Origin of the sequence: Mycobacterium sp. ACS4054 (assembly GCF_001667275.1) — a bacterium.
Lineage (GTDB): Bacteria > Actinomycetota > Actinomycetes > Mycobacteriales > Mycobacteriaceae > Mycobacterium.
On sequence record NZ_LZHV01000041.1, the window covers coordinates 465,900 to 484,582 of the forward strand.

At 69.1% G+C, this 18,683-nt stretch carries 17 protein-coding genes, 1 tRNA gene and 1 pseudogene; 5 read left to right on the forward strand and 14 right to left on the reverse strand.

Annotated features, from left to right (window positions below):
- Positions 1-4 precede the first annotated feature (4 nt).
- From A5730_RS11030 to A5730_RS11085, 12 genes are all read right to left on the reverse strand, one after another.
- On the reverse strand, positions 5-664 hold the full coding sequence (locus A5730_RS11030; protein WP_067899463.1) for an L-threonylcarbamoyladenylate synthase: 660 nt from the start codon (positions 662-664) through the stop codon (positions 5-7).
- Positions 657-1,508, reverse strand: a complete 852-nt coding sequence (prmC, locus tag A5730_RS11035; RefSeq protein ID WP_067899464.1) for a peptide chain release factor N(5)-glutamine methyltransferase — start codon at positions 1,506-1,508, stop codon at positions 657-659. Before prmC ends, A5730_RS11030 begins: the two co-directional genes overlap by 8 nt.
- The gene (prfA, locus tag A5730_RS11040; RefSeq protein WP_067899466.1) at positions 1,505-2,578 is read right to left on the reverse strand and encodes a peptide chain release factor 1; all 1,074 of its coding nucleotides are present in this window, start codon (positions 2,576-2,578) and stop codon (positions 1,505-1,507) included. Before prfA ends, prmC begins: the two co-directional genes overlap by 4 nt.
- Before the next feature lie 94 nt (positions 2,579-2,672).
- Positions 2,673-2,903, reverse strand: a complete 231-nt coding sequence (rpmE, locus tag A5730_RS11045) for a 50S ribosomal protein L31 (RefSeq protein WP_055402362.1) — start codon at positions 2,901-2,903, stop codon at positions 2,673-2,675.
- A gap of 120 nt (positions 2,904-3,023) precedes the next feature.
- The gene (gene rho, locus A5730_RS11050; protein ID WP_067899469.1) at positions 3,024-4,850 is read right to left on the reverse strand and encodes a transcription termination factor Rho; all 1,827 of its coding nucleotides are present in this window, start codon (positions 4,848-4,850) and stop codon (positions 3,024-3,026) included.
- Between the two features lie 265 nt (positions 4,851-5,115).
- Complete coding sequence (gene thrB, locus A5730_RS11055) at positions 5,116-6,063, reverse strand: homoserine kinase (RefSeq protein WP_197506227.1); 948 nt, start codon at positions 6,061-6,063, stop codon at positions 5,116-5,118.
- Between the two features lie 2 nt (positions 6,064-6,065).
- Complete coding sequence (gene thrC / locus A5730_RS11060) at positions 6,066-7,148, reverse strand: threonine synthase (RefSeq protein ID WP_067899471.1); 1,083 nt, start codon at positions 7,146-7,148, stop codon at positions 6,066-6,068.
- Positions 7,145-8,470 (reverse strand): homoserine dehydrogenase, encoded by a 1,326-nt coding sequence (locus A5730_RS11065; protein ID WP_067819845.1) that lies wholly within the window; start codon positions 8,468-8,470, stop codon positions 7,145-7,147. The genes thrC and A5730_RS11065 overlap by 4 nt, the downstream gene beginning before the upstream one ends.
- A gap of 3 nt (positions 8,471-8,473) precedes the next feature.
- Positions 8,474-9,892: a diaminopimelate decarboxylase gene (gene lysA / locus A5730_RS11070; RefSeq protein WP_067899472.1), complete on the reverse strand. Its 1,419-nt coding sequence runs from the start codon at positions 9,890-9,892 to the stop codon at positions 8,474-8,476.
- Positions 9,889-11,541, reverse strand: coding sequence for an arginine--tRNA ligase (gene argS / locus A5730_RS11075; RefSeq protein ID WP_067899474.1), 1,653 nt, complete (start codon positions 11,539-11,541; stop codon positions 9,889-9,891). The genes lysA and argS overlap by 4 nt, the downstream gene beginning before the upstream one ends.
- 113 nt (positions 11,542-11,654) lie before the next feature.
- Complete coding sequence (locus tag A5730_RS11080; RefSeq protein ID WP_067899476.1) at positions 11,655-12,797, reverse strand: DSD1 family PLP-dependent enzyme; 1,143 nt, start codon at positions 12,795-12,797, stop codon at positions 11,655-11,657.
- Positions 12,794-13,246 carry a tautomerase family protein gene (locus A5730_RS11085; RefSeq protein WP_067899479.1) on the reverse strand — a complete coding sequence of 151 codons (453 nt, stop codon included), beginning with the start codon at positions 13,244-13,246 and terminating at the stop codon, positions 12,794-12,796. The genes A5730_RS11080 and A5730_RS11085 overlap by 4 nt, the downstream gene beginning before the upstream one ends.
- 100 nt (positions 13,247-13,346) lie before the next feature.
- Between A5730_RS11085 and A5730_RS11090 the strand changes: the two genes are divergently transcribed.
- Positions 13,347-14,315 carry a GlxA family transcriptional regulator gene (locus tag A5730_RS11090; protein ID WP_067899482.1) on the forward strand — a complete coding sequence of 323 codons (969 nt, stop codon included), beginning with the start codon at positions 13,347-13,349 and terminating at the stop codon, positions 14,313-14,315.
- Between the two features lie 87 nt (positions 14,316-14,402).
- Positions 14,403-14,475 (forward strand) — tRNA-Arg (locus A5730_RS11095).
- A 27-nt stretch (positions 14,476-14,502) separates the two neighbouring features.
- On the opposite strand, the gene A5730_RS11100 is transcribed toward A5730_RS11095, so the two are convergent.
- Positions 14,503-16,272 (reverse strand): GNAT family N-acetyltransferase, encoded by a 1,770-nt coding sequence (locus tag A5730_RS11100; protein ID WP_067899485.1) that lies wholly within the window; start codon positions 16,270-16,272, stop codon positions 14,503-14,505.
- Between the two features lie 90 nt (positions 16,273-16,362).
- On the opposite strand from A5730_RS11100, the gene A5730_RS11105 reads away from it, so the two are divergent.
- Both A5730_RS11105 and A5730_RS11110 read left to right on the forward strand, forming a co-directional pair.
- The gene (locus A5730_RS11105; RefSeq protein ID WP_067899488.1) at positions 16,363-17,142 is read left to right on the forward strand and encodes an alpha/beta fold hydrolase; all 780 of its coding nucleotides are present in this window, start codon (positions 16,363-16,365) and stop codon (positions 17,140-17,142) included.
- Between the two features lie 21 nt (positions 17,143-17,163).
- Entirely contained in the window at positions 17,164-17,928 is a 765-nt protein-coding gene (locus tag A5730_RS11110) for a S9 family peptidase (protein ID WP_067899492.1), read from the forward strand.
- A gap of 28 nt (positions 17,929-17,956) precedes the next feature.
- Here the strand turns inward: A5730_RS11110 and A5730_RS11115 are convergent, their stop codons facing one another.
- Positions 17,957-18,457 carry a nitroreductase family deazaflavin-dependent oxidoreductase gene (locus A5730_RS11115; RefSeq protein ID WP_067899495.1) on the reverse strand — a complete coding sequence of 167 codons (501 nt, stop codon included), beginning with the start codon at positions 18,455-18,457 and terminating at the stop codon, positions 17,957-17,959.
- Between A5730_RS11115 and A5730_RS25420 the strand changes: the two are divergent.
- A pseudogene (locus tag A5730_RS25420) lies at positions 18,456-18,683 on the forward strand (hypothetical protein); the annotation flags it as partial. The gene A5730_RS11115 and the pseudogene A5730_RS25420 overlap by 2 nt on opposite strands.

The window sequence follows — 18,683 nt, forward strand, 5'->3', positions numbered from 1 at the left end:
CCGGTCAGGGTTGGGCGGTCAGGCTTTCGGCGTCCACGCCGAGAACTTCCGCGATGCGTTCGGCGCTCACCGGGCCGGGCCGCAGGATGCGCGGGGCGAGGCCGGTCAGGTCGACGATGGTGGAGGCGGCCTGCTGCTCAGCCGTGCCCGCGTCGAGATAGACGTCGACGAGATCGCCGAGTTGGTCACGGGCCTGCGCGGCGTCCACCGCGGGCGGGCGACCGGAGACGTTCGCGCTCGACACCGCCATGGGCCCCACCTCGCGCAGCAGCTCGATGGCCACCGGGTGCAGCGGCATCCGCAGCATCACGGTGCCGCGGGCGTCACCGAGGTCCCACTGCAGCGACGGCGCCTGCGTCACCACCAGGCTCAGCGCGCCCGGCCAGAAGGCTCGGATCAGGTCGCGGGCCCCGCCCGGCATGGTGTAGACGAGACCCTCGATGGTGTGCCAGGAGCCGACCAGCACGCCGACGGGCATGTCCCGGCCCCGGCCCTTCGCCGACAGCAGGGCGCCGACCGCGGCGCTGTTGAAGGCGTCGGCCCCGATGCCGTAGACGGTGTCGGTCGGCATGACGACCAACCGGCCGCCCTTGAGCGCCCCTGCCGCCGAGGCGATTCCGCGCGACCGCTGGTCGGGGTCGGCGCAGTCGAAGACTTCAGTCAAAGGCGCCGCCTTGTTTGTAGGCCGTCACGAATCGCGGCCGGCCGGCCAGGTCTTTGTGCGCCCGGACGTCTTCGAAAAGCGCCGTGCCGGCGACCATTTCGACCGTCCGCGCGGACGTGGTGTCGTCGTGCTCGACGGCGAAGATGCCACCCGGGCGCAGCCAGCGGCCGGCCAGGCCGACGATGGGGCCGATCACCGCCATCCCGTCGGGACCGCCGAATACCGCGTGGCGCGGATCGTGTTGGGCGACTTCGGGTTCCACGGCGGTGGAGTCGGGGACATAGGGCGGGTTCGCCACCACCAGGTCGACACCGCCGTCCAGTTCGGGCAGCAGGCCGGGCGCGGTGACGTCGGCGTGGACGAGTTCGACCGCGGCGCCCGCCGCGTTGCGCCGAGCGTAGCGCAGGGCCGCCTCGGAGTCATCGACGCCGATGACGCGGGCGGCCGGGTGGTGATGCGCCAACGCCACCGCCAACGCCCCGGAACCGGTGCACAGGTCGACGATCACGGGCCGCGCGGGCAGGCACTGTTCGGTGACCCACGCGAACAGCGCTTCGGTTTCCGGGCGCGGGATGAAGACGCCGGGGCCGACGTGCAGCGTCAACGGTCCGAACGCGGCGGTGCCGGTGAGGTGCTGCAACGGCACCCGTCGGGACCGCGCGGCGACGACGTCGCGGTAACGGTCGAGGAAGTCGTCACCGGGCGACTCGAGCAGGGCCAGCCGGCCGCGCTCGGTGCCGCTCAGGTGGGCCGCCAGTTCCTCGGCATCCCAACGCGCGGAGTCGATCCCGGCCTCGGCGAGCGTCGCCGCAGCGGAGTCGATCGCGCGCCGCAGGGGGGTCATGCCTGTTGCAGCCGGGATTGTTTGTCCGCGGCGCCCAACGCGTCGAACATCGCGTCCAGGTCGCCGTCGAGCACCTGGTCGAGATTGTGCGCCTTGTAACCGATCCGGTGGTCGGTGATCCGGTTCTCGGGGAAGTTGTAGGTGCGGATGCGTTCGCTGCGGTCCACGGTCCGGATCTGGCTGGCCCGATCGGCCGAGGCATCGGCCAGCGCCTGTTCCTCGGCCATCGCCTGCAGGCGCGCGGCCAGCACCTGCAGCGCGCGCGTTTTGTTCTGCAGCTGCGAGCGCTCGTTCTGGCAGGTGACCACGATTCCGGTGGGCAGGTGCGTGATTCGCACCGCCGAGTCGGTGGTGTTCACGCCTTGCCCGCCCTTGCCCGAGGAGCGGTACACGTCGATGCGCAGATCCGATTCGTCGATCTGCACCTCGCCCACCTCCTCGGGTTCGGGATAGACGAGTACCCCAGCCGCCGAAGTATGAACGCGCCCTTGGGATTCCGTCACGGGGACGCGCTGCACCCGGTGCACGCCGCCCTCGAATTTCATGCGGGACCATACCCCGTCGGCGGAGTCGCCCTTGCTGGCGATGCTCAGCGTCGCGTCCTTATAGCCGCCGAGGTCGGACGTCGTCTCGTCCAGCACGGTGACGTTCCAGCCGTGCCGCTCGGCGTAGCGGATGTACATCCTGGCCAGATCGGCGGCGAACAACGCCGATTCCTCGCCGCCCTCACCGGATTTGACTTCGAGCACGATGTCGTCGGCGTCATGCGGGTCGCGGGGCGCCAGCATGTCGGTCAATTGGGTGTCCAGCTCGGCGACCCGCTCCTGCAGCTCGGTCACCTCGTCGGCGAAGGATTCGTCGTCGACGGCCAGCTCCCGGGCGGTCTCCAGGTCGTCGCGCGCCGACTCCAGCTTGCGGTAGGTGGCGACGATAGGGGCCAGCCGCGCGAACCGGCGGCCGGCCTTGCGCGCCTCGGCGGGATTGCTGTGCAGGTCGGGATCCGCCAGCCGCTGCTCGAGCTCGGCGTGTTCGGCCAGCAGCACGTCAATCGTCTGCACCGGCTGCGTCATGTGTCACCTCCTGCCCGGTTCCGCGCCTGGATGCCGCAAACGCAAACCGACGCCCGGCCTGTGCTCTTGCACAGTTCGGGCGTCGGCAACGCAGCTACTTGTCGGTGTTGTCGGCACCTTTGCGCTTGCCGTAGCGCTTCTCGAAGCGGGCCACGCGGCCGCCGCTGTCGAGGATCTTCTGCTTACCGGTGTAGAACGGGTGGCACTGCGAGCACACCTCGACGACGATGTTGCCGCCGGGCTTGGTGCTGCGGGTGGTGAAGGTGTTCCCACAACCGCAGTGCACGGTGGTCTCACCGTAAGCGGGATGAATGTCAGATTTCATGCTGTCCTCTTCGATCTTGTCGAGCGTCGATTATGCCAAGTCGACCAATGTTCTCCCAAAACAACGGGTTGCCCGTCCCCATTCCCGGGCCATCGGCTGCGCCGGAACCGAGGTTCGGCTTTAGTCATTGTCCATCTGCGGTGTCGTCTTGGACACCTGCACCAGGAACTCGTAGTTCGTCTTGGTCTTGCGCAGCTGGCTCATCAGCAGGTCGATCGCCTGGTGGGAGTCCAGCCCCGACAGCACCCGGCGCAGCTTGTGCACGATGCCGAACTCGTCGGGCGAGAGCAGCAGCTCGTCCTTGCGGGTACCGGACGGGTTGACGTCGACCGCCGGGAAGACCCGACGCTCGGCGATCTTGCGGTCCAGCTTGAGCTCGGCGTTACCGGTGCCCTTGAACTCCTCGAAGATGACCGTGTCACCGGTGGACCCGGTCTCGACCATCGCGGTGGCGATGATCGTTAGCGACCCGCCTTCCTCGATGTTTCGCGCGGCACCCAGGAAACGCTTCGGCGGGTACAGCGCGGTGGAGTCGACACCACCGGACAGGATCCGGCCGGACGCGGGCGACGCGTTGTTGTAGGCGCGCCCCAGGCGGGTAATCGAGTCGAGCAGCACCACGACGTCCTTGCCCTGCTCCACGAGCCGCTTCGCGCGCTCGATCGCCAGCTCGGCGGCCTGGGTGTGGTCCGACGGCGGGCGGTCGAAGGTGGAGGCGATGACCTCGCCCTTGACCGAGCGCTGCATGTCGGTGACCTCTTCGGGCCGCTCGTCGACGAGCACGACCATGAGGTGGCATTCGGGGTTGTTCTTGGTGATCGCGTTGGCGATGTCCTGCATGATCGTCGTCTTACCGGCCTTGGGCGGCGACACGATCAGCGCGCGCTGGCCCTTACCGATCGGCATGATCAGGTCGATGACCCGCGTGGTCAGCCGGTCGGGCGTGGTTTCCAGGCGCAGCCGCTGGTTGGGGTAGAGCGGCGTCAGCTTGGTGAAGTCGGGCCGCTTCTTGGCGTCCTCGACCGGGCCGCCGTTGACGCTGTCCAGCCGCACCAGCGGATTGAACTTCTGCCGCTGGTTGGGCTGCTCCCCCTCCTTGGGCACGCGAACCGCGCCGGTCACCGCGTCACCGCGGCGCAGACCGTTCTTGCGCACCATGTTCATCGACACGTAGACGTCGTGCGGACCGGCCAGGTAGCCGGAGGTGCGGACGAACGCGTAGTTGTCGAGAACGTCGAGGATGCCGGCGACCGGCTGCACGACGTCGTCCTCACGAAGTTCGGTGTCGCCGCCCTCGCCGGATCGCTCGCCGCGCCGCCTGCGATCGCGGTCACGGAAGCGACGGCCCCGGCGGCCCTGACGGCCCTCGCCGTCGTCGTCCTGCTGGTTCTGGTTCGAGCCGCCGCGAGACTGCTGACCGCCCGAGCCTTGCTGCTCACCGCTTTGGTCGCCGCCGTCCTGGCCGCGCTCGCCGCTCTGGTTGTCTTTCTTGCCGCCCTGGCGGGTGTCGTCCTCGCCGGCGGCGTTGCCCTCGCGGTTGCGTGGGCGCTCGCCGTCCGCCTCGTCGGCGCGGGCCGATCCCGGCTCGCGGGAGGCGCTGCGCCGCTCACGGCGGGGCGCCTCGGTCGACGAACCGTTCTGGTTCTCCTCGGCGGCCGGTGCGCCGGCGGTGGCCTCGGGCGTGCCGCCGTCCTCGGCCGGGGCGGAAGTCCCGTTGGACTGTCCTCTGATTTCCTTTATGGCGGCGATGAGTTCGTTCTTGCGCATGCCCGACGTCCCCTTGACGCCGACCTCGTTAGCCAGCGCGCGCAATTCGGGAAGCACCATGGTGGACAGTGAGCCAACCGGTGCATCGGTTTTGACGTCAGATGTGTCTGGGGTCACAGCGTTCGGCGCCTCATTGCTGTCGGCGCTCGCGTCAGCCGTGAACAGGTCCGTATCGGTCACGGATTTCCTTTCTTCCCCCGTTGATCAGGTCATCCGGGGGGTCGTTGCATTCAGCGAAATTGCCGAGTGCGCCCAATCATCGACTCTGCAACGGTGATCGCCTCAATCGGCGGAGTAAGCGGCGAACCTCGTTCACGAGAAGAATTGGTGTGTCCTAGCGGCAAGGCAGTATGGATGCAGATGCAGATGCTGCGATTGCTGGACGGGTCCGAGGATAGCCCGCATCCTGCCTGGAAGCAAGCAAACCCTCCGGCCGCGCCATGGATCAACCGGGGACTGTGACGCCCGGGCTCCAGCGAACTCCTTCGCCGGCGGTCATCCCAGTCAGGGCAAATCCCTTGGCGGCCCCGTACTCCAGCACCTCCGTGGGCAACTTCGGCTCCGTGCTCAGGGCAATCAGCGCCGGACCAGCCCCCGAAAGCGTCGCTGCCACGTTATGACGCCGCAACAGCCGCAAATATTCCGCGGAGGCCGGCATCGCCGGGGCGCGCTGCGGCTGATGCAGCACATCCTCGGTGGCCGCCATGAGCAGATCCGGGCGTTCGGTCAGCGCGACCACCAGCAGGGCGGCGCGGCTGACGTTGAACCGGGCGTCCTCGTGGCTCACCTGGGCGGGCAACAGCACGCGGGTCTCGGCGGTCAACGAGCGCTCTTGGGGTATCGCGCAGTACAGCCGGATGTCCGGGTGCAGCCGCAAGGACACCGCCGAATATCGGGGCCGGTCACCGGAGGCGTCGATCCACGACACCACCGCGCCACCGAGCACGGCGGCCGCGGCGTTGTCGGGGTGACCCTCGAATTCCGACGACAGCTGGATCAGCTGCGAATCGCTGAGCGGTTTCGAATCCGTCTGTGCCACAAGGCCGTTCGCCGCAGCGAGGCCGCCCACCACGGCCGCCGCCGACGAGCCGAGGCCGCGGGAGTGCGGGATGGCGTTGCGGCAGCGGACCACCAGGCCCGCGGCGCCCACACCCGCGGACCGCAGCCCGCATTCGACGGCGCGCACCACCAGGTGTTCCGGGCCGAGGGGCACCTGGTCGGCGCCCTCCCCCTCGACCAGCACCACCAGGCCGGAATCCGTTGTCTCCACGACGATCTCGTCGATGAGGCTCAATGCCAGGCCGACGCTGTCGAAACCGGGGCCCAGGTTGGCGCTGGACGCCGACACCACGGCGCTCGCCACCAGCCCGGCGGGCAGCATCTCGGCCCTCATGTTCAGGCCAGGCCCAACTTCTCGACGACCAGCACCGGATCGACGGGCAGCGGCGACACCGTCGGCATGTCCCGCAGCGCCGTGTCCGGGTCCTTGAGGCCATTGCCGGTCACCGTGCAGACCACCGTCGACCCGCGCGCCACCCAGCCGTCGTCGACGGCCTTGAGCAGTCCCGCGATGCTGGCCGCCGACGCGGGCTCGACGAAGACGCCCTCGCTCTCGGCGACCAGGTGGTAGGCGGCCAGGATCTCCTCGTCGGTGGCGGCCAGAAAGCGCCCGTTGGACTGCTGCTGGGCGTTGACCGCGGCGGCCCACGACGCGGGGGCGCCGATGCGTATCGCGGTCGCGATCGTCTCGGGGTGGCTGACCGGGGCGCCGTGCACCAGCGGCGCGGCGCCGGCCGCCTGGGTGCCCAGCATGCGGGGCAGCTTGTCGATGACGCCGTCGTGGTGGTATTCGGTGTAGCCCTTCCAATACGCGGTGATGTTGCCCGCGTTGCCGACCGGGAGGGCGTGCACGTCGGGCGCGGTGCCGAGCGCGTCGACGATCTCGAACGCCGCCGTCTTCTGGCCCTCGATGCGCACCGGGTTGACCGAGTTGACCAACGCGATCGTCGGGAAGTCGGCGGCCATCTTCCGGGCGAGTTCCAGGCAGTCGTCGAAGTTGCCGTCGATCTGAATGATCTTGGCGCCGTGCATGACCGCCTGCGCAAGCTTGCCCATCGCGATCTTGCCCTGCGGAATCAGCACCGCGCAGGTGATGCCGGCGCGGGCGGCGTAGGCCGCCGCCGAGGCCGAGGTGTTGCCGGTCGACGCGCACAACACGGCCTGTTGGCCGCGGGCCAGCGCGTCGGTGACCGCCATGGTCATCCCGCGGTCCTTGAACGAGCCGGTCGGGTTGAGGCCCTCGACCTTGAGATGCACAGTGCAGCCGGTCTTTTCGGACAGGCGAGTCGCCGCGATCAGCGGGGTGCCGCCCTCAAGCAGGGTGACCGGGGTCCAGTCGTCGCCGATCGGCAGCCGGTCGCGGTAGGCGGCGATCAGGCCCGGCCACGGTTGGTGCACGGCGGTGCGCGGGGCGCTCATCGGCCGGTCTCTTCCAGTCGCAGCACGCTGGTGACGCCCTGCACCACGTCCAGATCCGCCAGCGCATCTACGGTTTCGGACAGCGCGGCGTCGGTGGCGCTGTGGGTGACCACCACGACCCGGGCCCCCACCCGTCGCCCGCCCTCGTCGGACACGCCCTCCTGGCGGACCTCGGCGATGCTGACCTCGCGCTTGGCGAATTCGGCCGCCACCGTCGACAACACACCGGGCTTGTCGGCGACGTTCATGCTGACGTAGTAGCGGGTGGAGATGAAACCCATTGGGGCGATGGGAAGCTGGGCGTACTTGGATTCCTTCGGTCCGCGGCTGCCCAGCACCCGGTTGCGGGCGGCCATCACCAGGTCACCCGTGACCGCGGATGCGGTGGGCGCGCCCCCCGCGCCCTGGCCGTAGAACATCAGGCGACCGGCGGCCTTGGCCTCGACCACGACCGCGTTGAAGGCCCCGTTGACCGTCGCAAGCGGATGCGACAGCGGCACCAGCGCCGGGTAGACGCGGGCCGAAACCCGTTCCTGCCCATCGTCGGTCGCGATCCGCTCGCAGATGGACAGCAGCTTGATGGTGCAGCCCAGGGCGCGTGCGGAGGCGAAGTCGGCCGGCGTGATCTTGGTGATGCCCTCGCGGTAGACGTCGTCGGCGGTCACCCGGGTGTGGAAGGCGATCGACGCCAGGATCGCGGCCTTGGCCGCGGCGTCGTAGCCCTCGACGTCGGCGGTGGGATCGGCCTCGGCGTAGCCCAGCGCGCTCGCCTCGGCCAGCGCGGTGTCGTAGTCGGCGCCGGTGCTGTCCATCGCGGACAGGATGTAGTTGGTGGTGCCGTTGACGATGCCGGCGACCCGCAGCACCGTGTCACCCGCCAGCGATTGGGTCAGGGGGCGGATCACCGGGATCGCACCGGCGACCGCGGCCTCGAAATACAGGTCGACATGCGCGTTTTCGGCTGCCTGCGCCAGTTCCCCGGTGGAGGTGGCCAACAGCGCCTTGTTCGCGGTGACGACGGACTTGCCGTGTTCGAGCGCACGCAGGATGGCCTTGCGCGCCGGCTCGACCGGCCCCATCAGCTCGACTACGATGTCGACGTCTTCGCGCGAGACGAGTTCCTCGATGTTGTCGGTGAGCAATTCGATCGGGACGCCGCGGTCGGCGGCGACGCGCCGCACCCCGACGCCACGCAACGCCAGGGGCGCGCCCACCCGGGCCGCGAGGTCGTCGGCGCTGCCCTCGATGATCCGGACCACTTCGCTTCCGACGTTGCCGAACCCGAGTACCGCCACGCCCACGGGCTTTTCGTCACGGGGCACCGTTCACCTCACTTCCAGACTGAGTAGATCGTCGACCGTCTCGCGGCGCAGGATCAGGCGGGACCGTCCCCCCCGCACCGCCACCACCGCCGGACGGCAGACCATGTTGTAGCGGCTCGACAGCGAATAGCAGTACGCGCCGGTCGCGGCGACCCCGAGCAGGTCCCCGGGCCGCAGGTCGTCGGGCACCCATGCGTCTCGCACGACGATGTCGCCGGTCTCGCAGTGCTTTCCGACGATCCGGGCCAGCGTCGCCGGTGCGTCGCTGGTCCGCGAGACCAGCCGGGCGTCGTACTGCGCGTCGTAGAGCGCGGTGCGGATGTTGTCACTCATGCCGCCGTCGACGCTGACGTACCGGCGCTGGGCCGTGCTGCTCACGTCGACGTCCTTGACGGTGCCCACCTCGTAGAGCGTGATGGTGCCCGGCCCGGCGATGGCACGGCCGGGCTCGACCACCAGCCGCGGGGTGGGCAGGCCCACCGCCGCCGACTCGTTGGCGACGATGGCCGTCAGCTTGGCCGCCAGCTCGGCCACCGGGGGCGGGTCGTCGGTGCCCAAGTAGGAAATGCCCAGGCCGCCACCGAGATCCACGGTCGAGATCTGGCCCGTCTTGTCGACGCCGAATTCGTCGACGATCTGGTGTAGCAGCCCGATGACGCGGTGCGCGGCGACCTCGAAGCCGTCGACGTCGAAGATCTGCGAGCCGATGTGGCTGTGCAGCCCGACCAGGCGCAGGTGATCGGTGGCGAACACGCGGCGCACGGCGTCCATCGCCGCGCCGCTGGCCACCGACAGCCCGAACTTCTGGTCTTCGTGTGCGGTGGAGATGAATTCGTGGGTGTGGGCTTCCACCCCGACGGTGAGCCGCACGTACACGTCCTGGACGACGCCGGCGTCGGCCGCGATGGCATCGAGGCGCTCGATTTCGGTCATCGAGTCCAAGACGACATGCCCGACATCGGCTTTGACCGCCGCCGTCAGCTCGGCGACGGATTTGTTGTTGCCGTGGAAGGTGATCCGCTCCGGCGGGAAGTCGGCGTGCAGCGCGACGGCGAGCTCGCCGCCGGTGGACACGTCGATGGAGAGACCTTCCTCGTTGACCCACCGGGCGATCTCGGTGCACAGGAAGGCCTTGGCGGCGTAGCACACGTTGTGCCCGCCGCCGAAGGCCGTCGCGAGTTCGCGGCAGCGGTAGCGGAAGTCGTCCTCGTCGATGACGAACAGCGGGGTCCCGTATTCCTGGGCGAGCCGGGTGAGCGGGATCCCGGCGAGGCTTGCCGTCCCGGTGTCGTCGCGAACGATGTTGAGCGGCCAGACATTTGGCGCAAGTCGCAACAGCTCGTCGGCGGACTGCGGCCGCGGCGGGCTGTTGGGGTGCCGGGTCTCCTCGGCGTGCCGGGGACCGGCGGGGTGGACGTTCACATTCGCTCCGGGGCGGTGACGCCGAGGATCGTCAGGCCGTTGGCGATCACCTGGCGGGTGGCCTCACACAGCGCCAGGCGCGCGGTGTGCAGGTCGGTGGGCTGCTCGTCGCCCTGGGGCAGGACCCGGCACGAGTCGTAGAACCGGTGATAGTCGCCGGCCAGGTCTTCCAGGTAGCGGCACACCCGGTGCGGCTCCCGCAGGGACGCGGCCGTTTTCAGCACCCGGGGGAATTCCCCGATGGAGCGCAGCAGCGTCCCCTCCTTGTCGTGGGTGAGCAGCTCGAGGTGTCCGGTGTCGGGGGCCAGGCCCAGTTCGGCGGCGTTGCGGGCCAGCGCCGAGAGCCGGGCGTGCGCGTATTGCACGTAGTAGACCGGGTTTTCATTCGACGCCGACGACCACAGCGCCAGGTCGATGTCGATGGGGGTGTCGACCGAGGAGCGAATCAGGCTGTAGCGCGCCGCGTCGACACCGATCGCCTCGACCAGGTCGTCGAGCGTGATCACGGTGCCGGCCCGCTTGCTCATCCGCACGGGCGCGCCGTCGCGGACCAGGTTGACCATCTGCCCGATGAGCACCTCGACGTGGGCCGGGTCGTCGCCGAACGCGGCAGCCACGGCCTTGAGCCGGGCGATGTAGCCGTGGTGGTCGGCGCCGAGCATGTAGATGCACAGGTCGAAGCCGCGCTGCCGCTTGTCCAGGTAGTAGGCGATGTCACCGGCAATGTAGGCCGGCTTGCCGTCGCTCTTGATCACGACGCGGTCCTTGTCGTCGCCAAAAGCGCTGGTGCGCAACCAGGTTGCGCCGTCCTTCTCGTAGATGTTGCCGGTCTCGCGCAGCCGGGCGATGGCCTGGTCGACCCTGCCGCTGGTGTGCATCGAGTCTTCGTGGGTGTAGACGTCGAAGTCGGTGCCGAACTCGTGCAGCGACTCCTTGATGTGGGTGAACATCAAATCGACGCCGATCTCGCGGAACGTTTCGCGCATGTCGGCGTCGGGCAGGCTCAGCACGTCGGGCGCCCTGGCCAGCACCTGCGCGGCGATGTCGTTGATGTAGGCGCCGGCGTAGCCGTCCTCCGGGATGGGTTCGCCCTTGGCCGCGGCGATCAACGAGCTGGCGAACCGGTCGATCTGGGCGCCGTGGTCGTTGAAGTAGTACTCGCGCTCGACGGCCGCGCCCTGGGTGGCAAGCAGCCGGCCCAGCGCGTCGCCGACGGCGGCCCAGCGGGTGCCGCCGATGTGGATCGGCCCGGTGGGGTTGGCCGAGACGAACTCCAGGTTGATCTTATGGCCCGCCTGCGCGTCGGAGTGGCCGAAGGTGTCGCCGGCGTCGAGGACGTTGTTGACGATCACCGCCTGCGCCTGCGCCTCGAGGCGCAGGTTGATGAAGCCGGGCCCGGCGACCTCCGCCGAGGCGATGCCGTCTGCCCGCGCCAGCGCCTCGGCCAGCCAGCCCGCCAACTCGCGGGGGTTGGCGCCGACCTTCTTGCCCAGCTGCAGCGCCAGGTTGCTGGCGTAGTCGCCGTGCTCGGGATTGCGGGGCCGCTCCACGGTGACCGTCGCCGGCAGGGCGGCAGCATCCAGCCCGCGCTCGGCCAGCACCGCGGCGGCGGTGTTCCTGAGCAGCTCGGCGAGGTCAGCGGGGGTCACGAGCGTCCATCCTATTGGCTCGCGCTCCCCGGCCCGAATCCATTGCGGGCGGCAGCGCGAACCCACCCGGGCCTCGGCACGTTCAGGGCCCGGCTACGCGGGGTGCCGGGCCGCTATCGGCTGGCGCGAGCAGCCTCGATTGGCACGATGGCCACCAGCCGGTCACCGCTCACAACGTGGTAGGCGTCATACCGATCAACGGTGGGATCGCAGTGCGGGGTGGCGAACTCCACGCGTTCCCCGAGGCCGACGGGTGAGCCGGCGGGCCGGGTGAGCGCACCGTGCTCGTCGCCGAAAAACACGTACCTCGAGGCGCCGAACCGATCGCCGGCCGGCCGCGGCATGGGGCCGTCCGTCGCGAAAGCCTTGAGCCCGGCGTCGACGGTGACGATCCCGTCGGCGTTGGTGCTCACCACCTGGCTGGAAACCCACAAGCTGGTTTCGAAGGCTCCATCGGCGTCCGCCTCCAGCGCGTCGGCGTACTGGACGTCCATGAACACATACGAGCCCGGCTGCAATTCGTTGAGGACACCAAAGGCCAGATCGGCCGCGACCGTTCCGGTGCCGCCGCCGGTGACGGTGTCGACCGGGTGACCGGCGGCTCGGATCGCGTCGACCGCGCGCGAAAGCCGCTCCATGCCGACGCCGACGGCGTCACAACGCTTTTGGAAGCCGGCGATGTGCTGCCAATGACCGCCGTAGCCCTGGACGCCGGCCAACGTCAGGCCCTCGCATCGATGCACGTGCTCCGCCAACGCGACCGCTTGTTCCGGACCGGAGACGCCGGTGCGGCCCAGCCCCACATCGACGTCGATGAGGACATTGACGCGCATGCCGCGGCGGCACGCTTCGACGCTCAGCGCGGTCACCGGATCGGGATGATCCACCACGCACGCGAATCCGGCGTCTATCGCCGCCACGTCGCACAGCCGCTTCGGCATCGCCGGATCGGCGACCGGCGAAGTCAGGAGAATGCCTCGGACACCGGCCGCTGAAAGCGCTTCGGCCTCACCGATTTTGGCGCAGCAAATCCCGACGGCCCCGGCTTCGATCTGCTTTCTGGCGATCCAGGCGCATTTGTGCGTCTTGGCGTGCGGGCGCAGCCCGACCTTGTCACGCGTCCGCTCCGCCATTCGGCCGATGTTGACGTCCAGCGCCGCCTCGTCCAGGATCAGCGCCGGCGTCGGAAGGCGGTAACGCGAGTTCGGCTCGCCAATCATGGCTTGCGCCAACTCGTCTGCCGGACGAATCGTCATCCGGGCGCCACGGAGGTCAGGTGCTCGAATCCCGCCTGCGGGACGATGTCCGGCAGGCGGCGAATCGCTCCGTTCTGCGCCCATTGGCCTTCGGGCACCTCGTGTATGACGCACGACGTGACGACCATCCTGTCGCCCGCGCCGGCCGCCGCCGCGGCGACCTCCTGAAGCTCACCGGCGAATTGCGCCTTGCGGGCGCCGTCGAGGACCCCGGCGCTGACCTGCCAATCGATGAAGACGCCGGCGACCGCGGCATCCGCCGAGGCGCCGGCGGAGTAGAAGCCGCCGGGCGGAAGCTCGTGCAGCAGGACCAGGGCCCGCATGCGGTGCTGAGGCTGGTCGGGTACCGATTCGGCGCGGCACGCCGCCTCGGTCAGACCCGTTACCAGGCGTTGCTTGCCGGTGTCGTCGAAGGCGCCGGGCGTCAGGGTTACGTGCATCAACGGCATGACATCTACCTTTCGCGGGGTTCGTGCCCTCGTAATCTCCCCAACCCCCGACGCGCAAAGCCAGTGGCAAGACAGACAATTTTCTTGCATAATTCGCCACATGATCGGTTTCGACGTCCTGGTGCTCGACGGCGCCAGCGCGAGCGCCGTGGGCGTGACGGTCGACGTGATCTCGGCGGCGAACCGAATCCTCGGCAGGCCCGCGTTCGATCTTCGGTTCGTTTCGCCGCACAGCAGCGTCGCCCTTCGGGGTGGGCTGGCCGCCGCCGCGGAACCTCTGGCGCACGCCACGGCGCGAGAGGTCGTGGTCGTGCCCGGGTTGGGCGCCGCGCAGCCCGAGGAGATTGCCGACCGGCTCAGCTGCCCAGACGTCGACGTCGCCGCCGGGTGGTTGGCCGATGGGAGCGCTGCAGGCGCAGAAATCGCGGCCTCGTGCACGGCCGTATTCGTCCTTGCCACAGCCGGACTCCTCGATCAGCGGCGCTGCGTCACGACGTGGTGGCTCGGGGCCGATCTCGCCCGGGCCGCGCCGGCGGCCCGCGTCGTCATCGATGAAATGGTTATTCGCGATGGGTCGATCTGGACGGCCGGAAGCGCGTTCGCACACATCGACCTGATGCTCGCGCTGATGCGCGAGCACGGCGGCGCGGCCCTTACCGACGAACTCGCGAACCGGCTCGTCGCCGATCAGCGCACGTCGCAGGCGAGCTTTCTCATTCCCTCACACTTGGCGGCGCGCGACGAAACGGTCGCGAGCCTGGAGCGTTTCGTCCGGTCGCGGTTGGACGAACCACACACCCTGGACTCGCTGGCCCGGGAGTGCGGCCTCAGCACCCGGACGCTGGCGCGCCGGACGCGAAACGCCGTGGGACTCAGTCCGTTACAGCTGGTGCAGCGGGTGCGCCTCGAACGCTCGCTGCATCTGTTGCGCACCACCCGCATGCCGCTTGAAGAGATCGCTGCCGCAGTGGGATTGGCGGATCCGGCGACGCTGCACCGGCTGGTCAAGAAACACACCGGGCAATCGCCCGGCGCGCTGCGCCCGAGCGCCCACGCGAGGGCCTCGTGATCGGCGCTTGAGCTGTGGCGGGGTCACGACGGTCGCGTCGATGCGTTACTCTGGCGGGGCCCAATGGCGCATCACCGAAGTCGAAGCGCCCCCGTAGCTCAGGGGATAGAGCGTCTGCCTCCGGAGCAGAAGGCCGCAGGTTCGAATCCTGCCGGGGGCACTCATGTTCTTGCAGGTCAGACGGTGTTCAGATAGAGCATTTCAGCCCGACGTGGGCGTCGTGGTACCCGAGCCGGCGATAGAACGCCCGAGCCCTTTCGCGAGCCTCGTCTGTGGTCACCTGCGCCAGCCGTGCCCCGTGCGCCCGGCCGTAGCTGTGTGCCCACTCGACGAGTGCAGTACCAATACCCTGGGCGCGTTCGGATTTGGCGACCCGTAATCCCTCGATCTGCAGCCGGGTGGCGCCGCCGCGGGAAAGGCCGGGAATGATCGTCAATTGCACGGTCGCGACGACCATATCGGAACCGTTCAGGACGACCCCGAGATAGTTGGATCGGTTGCGAACGACGATGTCGTAGGCCGCCTCGTAGCGTTCGAGTTCGGCGGCTTCGCGATCCTGACCGAATTCGTCGTCGGAGAGCAGCTGGGCGATCACCCCCACGTGTTCGCGCGTCGCGCGCTGCACACGATATGTGCGGTCCGCTACCCGCAGCAGTCCGCGAACCGAGGACTGCGCCAGTGCCTGTAGCCGCGCCACCAATAGGTCCAGCCACGCTCCCACGTTGGTTCGCGCCTCCGCGGTATCCGGGTAGCGGCATCGCAGATGTAGCCCGGACTCGTCCTGGATGAACCAGAGCATTACGCCGTCGGTGTCAACGCTCGCGCTCACGTACTGGGCGTCGAGTCCGACCGAGTCGATGCGCACCGGAAGTCTGCTTTGGTCCAGCCAGGAAATCGCGAACATGCCGGGCGCGATGGGCATTCCACCCCACGGAGCCAGTACGTCGGCCAGTGGCCAGGAACCAAGCTGCACGGCTTCTTTGACGGCGGCGGCCGCGGCGTGCGGCTCCCCAACCGCCGACTCCAGGACCGAATTGGTGATGAACCAGCCCACCGAGTCGTGCCATCTGTCTTCAAATCGGCTGTGCACGGGGAAGACCGCGCGCAGCGGCGCCCCGGCCAACTCGCGGGTCACCGCAGTCATGGCGACCACGGCGAGCGCCAGCGTCGAGACACCGTCGTCGCGTGCCTGCGCGGCGAACGCGGCGCCGTCATCGACATCGAACACGTCACGCACTTCAACGCGTTCCGGATGCGGCCCGGACCCACCCAACGGCAGCGGAAACCGTGGCATCACCCCACCGCTGTCGCTGATGATCTGTGCCCATCGCGCGCGCACGGTGTCCGGCGCCGCGGGACGGTCCAGCAGTGCTTGCGTGTGCACGACAAATGCCGGCGGCGGCGACTGCGGCGGCGACGTACGTCCGATCCGGGCGTCGGCGAGCATCGACAACAGGTCCCGGGCAATCACCAGCATCGACCACATGTCCACGTGGGCGTGGTCGGCAGCGATCACCACCGTCAATCCGGCGGCAGTCTCCAACACACACAACCGATGTGACGGCCGCTGATAGGGCGAGCACGTCGCATTGAGAACTATTCGCAGTGCGTCGTTCACCGCCTGGCCTGGAGCGATCTCATGCTCTACCCACCCACCTGGGTGAATATCGATCTCATGCAGCTGGGGATCGCCGTCCGCCCCGGGTGTGAATGCTGTTCGTAGCGTGCCGTGGCGGGCGATCACGGCCAGCCACGCATCGGCCAACGATTGGCGGCTGACCCCCGCCGGCAACCGGATGGACAGAGCCATCCAGGAACCGGGCCGTGCGCCCGCACCGACGTGTATGCGCTGGTCAAACGACACCGGGAGCTGCCGGCCGAGGTCAGACACCGACACGTCGTAGCCCCACAGCCGCCCGAAGGGTAGCCGCAAGTGCGCCACGTTGGTCAGCCGCATGGCGGTACCCTAACGCCCCAGATAGCCTGAATGCTCGGTCAACGCGGTCGACTCCGGGGCGAGCCTTCCGGTCGTGAAAAGAGTTGGGTGATGTCGACTTTCGTGGTTCCCGGAGCAGAGCTCGCGGTTGAACTGAGCGACGAAGGTGGCCATCCGGTAGTTCAACTGCACGGACTTACCTCCAGCCGCGCGCGTGACCGGGTGCTCAATCTCGACCTCGGCAGGGGCCTCAGCGGGACCCGACTGCTGCGGTATGACGCACGCGGCCACGGCAAGTCGACCGGGCGCAAGGTCCCGGAGGACTACCGATGGGAAAGCCTTGCCGAGGATCTTCTGCAGCTGCTCGACAAATGGTTTCCCGGCGAGCGCGTGCACGGAGTCGGCCCGTCCATGGGTGCCGGCACGCTGCTGCATGCGGCTGCCCGCGAGCCGGACCGCTTCGCCGGCCTCACGCTGATGGTGCCGGCCACCGCGTGGGAAACCCGGCCCGCGCAGGCGGCGATCTACCGGGCTGCGGCCGAATTCATCGAAACCGAGGGAGTCGGGGCATTCATCGCGTCGGCGCGTGGGGCGACTCCGCCGCCAGCCACGGTCGGGGCGCCCGAAACAGTTCCCGATGTGGCCGACGCGCTGCTGCCGTCACTGCTTCGGGGCGCGGCTCTCAGCGACCTGCCCGCTCGCCAAGCGGTCGCACGAATCGATGTGCCGACGACGATTCTGGCCTGGGTCGGCGACCCGGCGCATCCGATGTCGACCGCGGAATCGCTTGCCGCACTGATGCCGCGGTCAACGCTCACGGTGGCGCACATCCCGGCCGATGTCGAGACCTGGCCGCAGATCCTGAGCCAAGACGTCGCCCGCAGAGGCTGACGGGCGGGTTAGATCGTCAGCATGGGCGAGCGTGTCACGTTCCAGGGTTCCACGGGCGCAACGCTGGCGGGCGTCATCGAGGTGCCGGACGGGCCGGTGCGCGGCTGGGGCGTGTTCGCGCACGGCTTCACGCTGGGCAAGGACTCGCCCGCCGCGGCGCGGATCTGCAAGCAACTGGCCGCCGACGGCATCGGGATGCTGCGCTTCGACGCGCTGGGTCTCGGCGGATCGGAGGGCGACTGGGGCGACGGGTCGTTCACGGTCAAGGTCGACGACATCGCCCGGGCATGCGAATTCATGGCGGACCGCCGGACGCCGGCCGACATCCTGATCGGGCACTCGTGGGGCGGCGCGGCGGTGCTCGCCGCGGCCCGACAGTCGCCCGGCGTGCGGTCGGTCGTCACCGTCGCCGCGCCCGTCGACCCGAGCCACGTCGAGAAGCATTACGACGCGGTCGTCGACCGGTGCCTGGCGGAGGGCAGTGCCGAGTGGATGGTCGGCGGGCGCACGCTGACGCTCAAGCGAGCCTTCGTCGAGGACGTGCGCGCCGCCCACCTGCGCGACAAGATCAAGGGCCTGCGGCTTCCGCTGCTGATCCTGCATTCACCCACCGACAACACGGTCGGCATCGCCAACGCCAGCGAGATCTTCCGCCTGGCCCGCCATCCGCGCAGCTTCGTCTCGCTCGAGGGGTCGGATCACTTTCTGACCGTTCGCGGGCAAGCCCGCCGGGCCGGGCGGATCATCGGCGCCTGGGCCGACGCGTACTTGGGCGACGCGGATTGACCCCAGATCGTCTGCGGGACGGCCGAATTCAGTTGCGCGCCAGGACGAACGCCTCGATGTGCCGATTGCCGGCCCGCACCTCGTACTTGCGCCAGCCCGGATACAGCTCGAGGCCCTTGGCCCAGATCCCGTCGCGCTCGTCCGGCGTGGCCAGCCGCGCGGTGGCGTGCCAGGTGTCGCGCCCGATCGACACCGTCGCCTCCGGATGGGCCTTCAGGTTGTGGTACCAGGCCGGATGCTTGGCGCCGCCGAAGTTGGAGGCGATGAGGGCCAGCCCGTCCGGATGCGGGATGCCGTAGACGGCGACGGTGCGGGGCTCGCCGGATTTGGCGCCGGTGGTGGTGAGCATGACCACCGGGATGCCGGTCGCGACTCCAGCGAAGCTGCTCCTGCCCCGGGTAACGGTGGTGATCAGCCGGTCGAGGTGGTGCGCGGTGTGCCGCAGCAGCGCCACGCCCACCGGCGTCGACGCGAACCGGCGCATCGTCCGGTGGAAGAGGTTGGCCTCGGCGAAGGACTGGCTGGACATGGTGTCATTGTGGACCGCCCGGGAAGCGCGCAGACCCTATTCGGCCGAGCTGAACAAAACGCGCCACACCCGCCCCACACGACACTAAGCTGCAGCTCGTGGGCAGGAACCTGTTAGCCAACGGCCGGAGCCGATGGCTGGCCATCGCGGCCTCGCTGGTGCTGTCGGCCGGCATGGTCTACGCCCAGGGCACCAAGCCGCGACCCCCCCCCCCCACCCCGCCGCC

Coding starts and splice junctions, on each gene's coding strand:
- prmC (WP_067899464.1), bottom strand. CDS start 1,508: ATGACCCCCCTGCGGCGCGCGATCGACTCCGCTGCGGCGACGCTCGCC.
- prfA (WP_067899466.1), bottom strand. CDS start 2,578: ATGACGCAGCCGGTGCAGACGATTGACGTGCTGCTGGCCGAACACGCC.
- rpmE (WP_055402362.1), bottom strand. CDS start 2,903: ATGAAATCTGACATTCATCCCGCTTACGGTGAGACCACCGTGCACTGC.
- thrB (WP_197506227.1), bottom strand. CDS start 6,063: ATGAGGGCCGAGATGCTGCCCGCCGGGCTGGTGGCGAGCGCCGTGGTG.
- thrC (WP_067899471.1), bottom strand. CDS start 7,148: ATGAGCGCCCCGCGCACCGCCGTGCACCAACCGTGGCCGGGCCTGATC.
- A5730_RS11080 (WP_067899476.1), bottom strand. CDS start 12,797: ATGACGATTCGTCCGGCAGACGAGTTGGCGCAAGCCATGATTGGCGAG.
- A5730_RS11085 (WP_067899479.1), bottom strand. CDS start 13,246: ATGCCGTTGATGCACGTAACCCTGACGCCCGGCGCCTTCGACGACACC.
- A5730_RS11090 (WP_067899482.1), top strand. CDS start 13,347: ATGATCGGTTTCGACGTCCTGGTGCTCGACGGCGCCAGCGCGAGCGCC.
- A5730_RS11100 (WP_067899485.1), bottom strand. CDS start 16,272: ATGCGGCTGACCAACGTGGCGCACTTGCGGCTACCCTTCGGGCGGCTG.
- A5730_RS11105 (WP_067899488.1), top strand. CDS start 16,363: ATGTCGACTTTCGTGGTTCCCGGAGCAGAGCTCGCGGTTGAACTGAGC.
- A5730_RS11110 (WP_067899492.1), top strand. CDS start 17,164: ATGGGCGAGCGTGTCACGTTCCAGGGTTCCACGGGCGCAACGCTGGCG.
- A5730_RS11115 (WP_067899495.1), bottom strand. CDS start 18,457: ATGTCCAGCCAGTCCTTCGCCGAGGCCAACCTCTTCCACCGGACGATG.